This window comes from Micromonospora sp. KC606 (genome assembly GCF_004348675.1).
In the GTDB taxonomy this organism is placed as follows: domain Bacteria; phylum Actinomycetota; class Actinomycetes; order Mycobacteriales; family Micromonosporaceae; genus Micromonospora.
The window spans coordinates 1-3,440 of sequence record NZ_SMKN01000342.1 but is presented as its reverse complement, the minus strand read 5'-3'; the positions used below and the strand labels follow the sequence as shown (position 1 = coordinate 3,440).

Here is a 3,440-nt window from a genome sequence, read left to right as displayed (position 1 = left end):
GGACGGGACCGGCGGGAGCGCTCCCATGGTTGTTCGACACATTTACATCTATGCAACGAGAGTGCAACCGGATGCGGGCCGGGGAGGCCGGGCCTACCGTCTGTCAATCGCGGGGAGTAGTGTCTTGCCTCCAACGCGTGCCGATCTCCTCCGGAGGCGTACACCACGATGGGTGGTCCCCCCCTGCGCATCCTCGTCGTCGGCGCGGGCATCGCCGGTCTCGCCGTGGCCCGGGCGCTGCGCCTGGCGGGCTTCCGGCCGGACGTCACCGAGAAGCTGCCTCCGAACGAGTTCGTCGACGCCGGCCTCTATCTCCCTGGCAACGCCGCGCGGGCGCTGCGCCGGCTGGACCTGGACGGCCCGGTCCGCCCGTTCGGCCGGGTCATCCACCGGCAGCGTTTCCTCGACGCGGCCGGCGAACCGCTCTGTGAGGTGGATCTCGACGCGCTCTGGGCCGGGGTCGGCGAGTGTCGGGCACTGCCCCGTCGGGACCTCTACCAGGTGCTGCTCAGCGGCGCGGGTGGCGCCGTCCGGCACGGCGCCGAGGTCAGCGCCGTCGAGTTGCTGCCCGCCGGCGTCGGGGTCACCTTCACCGACGGCACCGGCGGCGAGTACGACCTGGTCATCGGCGCGGACGGGCCGCGCTCGGCGGTCCGTGCGCTGGCCGCGCTCGGTGGCCCGCCCCAGCCGGCCGGGCAGGTGGTCTACCGCGCCGTGGTCCGGGACGGCCCGGAGGTCGCCGACTGGACGGCCCTGCTCGGCCAGCGCGCCGGCTTCCTGGTCGTGCCGATCGGCGCCGGGCGACTGCACGTGTACGCCGACGAGGCCGGCACCGAGCCCCCCGCCGACCCGCTGGCCCGGCTGCACGAACTCTTCGGCTCCTACGGCGGCCCGGTCCCGGCGGTGCTGGAGGCGCTCGACCGGGTGCAGGTGGGGCTCACCGACGAGGTCGAGCTGGGGCGCTGGCACCGTGGCCGGGTGCTGCTGGTCGGTGATGCCGCGCACGCCACCGCGCCCACGCTGAGCCAGGGCGCGGCGATGGCGCTGGAGGACGCGGTGGTGCTCGCCGAGTCGCTGACCGCGGCCGGCAGCGTCGAGGCGGCGCTGGTCGCGTACGAGAGCCGCCGCCGGCCGCGTACCCGGTGGGTGCGGGACCGGACTCGGGACCGTAACCGGACCCGGGACGTGTCGCCGGCGCTGCGTGACCCGCTGCTGCGCGGTCGCGGCGGGCGAATCTTCCGGGAGCACTACCGGTTGCTCGTGGGCCCGCTGTGAGGGTGGCCCTCCATCCTGCCCGATGACCCCCAGCGGCACTGCCACCTGCCGGGGACTATCCTCCTTGCGGATGACGGCTCGCAGATGACAGGCGCGCGCCGAGCGAGACAACCGAGAACCGGAGGCCATTCGTGACCACCGTCGCACCCAAGCCGGTCGTGACCCGGCCATGGCCGGTCCGAGAGCCGGTCAAGGGGTCGGCCATCGCGCGGCTGCTGCGCACCACGGACGCGAAGCAGATCGGGATCATGTACATGGTCACCGCGTTCGCGTTCTTCATGATCGGTGGCCTGATGGCGCTGATCATGCGGGCCGAGTTGGCTCGGCCGGGGCTGCAGTTCCTCTCGCCTGAGCAGTACAACCAGCTGTTCACCATGCACGGCACGATCATGCTGCTGTTCTTCGCGACGCCGATCGTGTTCGCCTTCGCGAACTACGTCGTACCGCTGCAGATCGGTGCGCCCGACGTCTCCTTTCCCCGGCTGAACGCGTTCGCCTACTGGCTGTACCTGTTCGGCGGCACCATGGCCACGGCCGGTTTCCTCACCCCGAGTGGCGCGGCCGACTTCGGCTGGACCGCCTACACCCCGCTGAGCACCGCCGAGCACTCGCCGGGCGTCGGCGCGAACATGTGGGTCGTCGGCCTGGCCATCTCCGGTCTGGGCACGATCCTCGGCGCGGTCAACCTGATCACCACGATCCTGACCCTGCGCGCCCCCGGCATGACCATGTTCCGGATGCCGATCTTCACCTGGAACATGCTCGTCACCAGCCTGCTGGCGATCCTGGTCTTCCCGCTGCTGGCCGCCGCGCTCTTCGCGCTCGCCGCGGACCGGCTGCTCGGCGCCCACGTGTACGACCCGGCGACCGGCGGGCCGATGCTCTGGCAGCACCTGTTCTGGTTCTTCGGCCACCCCGAGGTGTACATCATCGCGCTGCCGTTCTTCGGCATCATCAGCGAGATCATCCCGGTCTTCTCCCGCAAGCCGATCTTCGGTTACAAGGGCCTGGTCGCCGCGACCATCGCCATCGCCGCGCTGTCGATGAGCGTCTGGGCGCACCACATGTTCGCCACCGGCCAGGTGCTGCTGCCGTTCTTCAGCTTCCTGAGCTACCTGATCGCCGTGCCGACCGGCATGAAGTTCTTCAACTGGATCGGCACCATGTGGCGGGGGCAGATCACCTTCGAGACGCCGATGCTCTTCTCGATCGGCTTCCTGGTGACCTTCCTCTTCGGCGGCCTCACCGGCGTGCTGCTGGCCAGTCCGCCGCTGGACTTCCACCTGCACGACAACTACTTCGTGGTGGCGCACTTCCACTACGTGCTCTTCGGCACCATCGTGTTCGCCGTCTTCGCCGGCATCTACTTCTGGTTCCCGAAGATGTTCGGCCGGATGCTCGACGAGCGGCTGGGTAAGATCCACTTCTGGCTGACGATGATCGGCTTCCACACCACGTTCCTGGTGCAGCACTGGCTCGGCGCTGAGGGCTTTCCCAGGCGTTACGCCGACTACCAGCCGGGCGACGGCTTCACCACGCTGAACACGATCTCCACGATCGGCGCGTTCATCACCGGCATCTCGACCCTGCCGTTCATCTGGAACTGCTGGAAGTCCTACAAGACCGGCCCGGTGGTCGAGGTCGAGGACCCGTGGGGCCACGGCAACTCGCTGGAGTGGGCGACCAGTTCGCCGCCGCCGCTGCGCAACTTCGACCGGATGCCGCGGATCCGCTCCGAGCGGCCGGCCTTCGACTACAAGTTCCCGGAACTGGCCGCCGGCCAGACCCTGGCCGGCCCGCCGGAGGGTGGCGCGAAGCCGCTGACCGGCGAGTCCGACGGCGGCGCCAGTTACCAGGAGGACACCAGCGCCGGCCAGCGCTGACGCTCCGCGCTGAAGCTCCGCACGACGGCCGCCGTACCCCTGGGGTACGGCGGCCGTCGGCATTCCCCCTCCCCGGGGGGCGCCGCGTTTTGCGGCGAATGGGGGTGTCCGGGCCGGCTGATGGCGCGTCATGCCGCAGGTTGCGGCGGGGCAGAGCGGCGGGCCGCAACCGGCGGGGCCGCAGGCCGGCGGGTCGTGTCCGCAGCCGTAGGCCTGCGGGTCGTGTCCGCAGCCGTAGGCCTGCGGGAGCGGCAGGTCCCGCGGGTCAGGTGGTGGTGAGGG

Annotated in this window: 2 protein-coding genes; both read left to right on the top strand. The window is 70.6% G+C overall.

Annotation, left to right across the window (positions count from 1 at the left end; all coding sequences use genetic code 11):
- Window positions 1-168: 168 nt before the first annotated feature.
- Window positions 169-1,275 (top strand): FAD-dependent monooxygenase, encoded by a 1,107-nt coding sequence (locus tag E1193_RS30590; RefSeq protein ID WP_132186606.1) that lies wholly within the window; start codon window positions 169-171, stop codon window positions 1,273-1,275.
- Between the two features lie 131 nt (window positions 1,276-1,406).
- A complete protein-coding gene (ctaD, locus tag E1193_RS30585; RefSeq protein WP_132186605.1) occupies window positions 1,407-3,158 on the top strand; it encodes a cytochrome c oxidase subunit I in 1,752 nt (583 codons plus the stop codon).
- Window positions 3,159-3,440: the final 282 nt, after the last annotated feature.

Bases quoted from the DNA above. Each gene is read 5' to 3' on its own strand.
- E1193_RS30590 (WP_132186606.1), top strand. From the start codon at position 169: ATGGGTGGTCCCCCCCTGCGCATCCTCGTCGTCGGCGCGGGCATCGCC.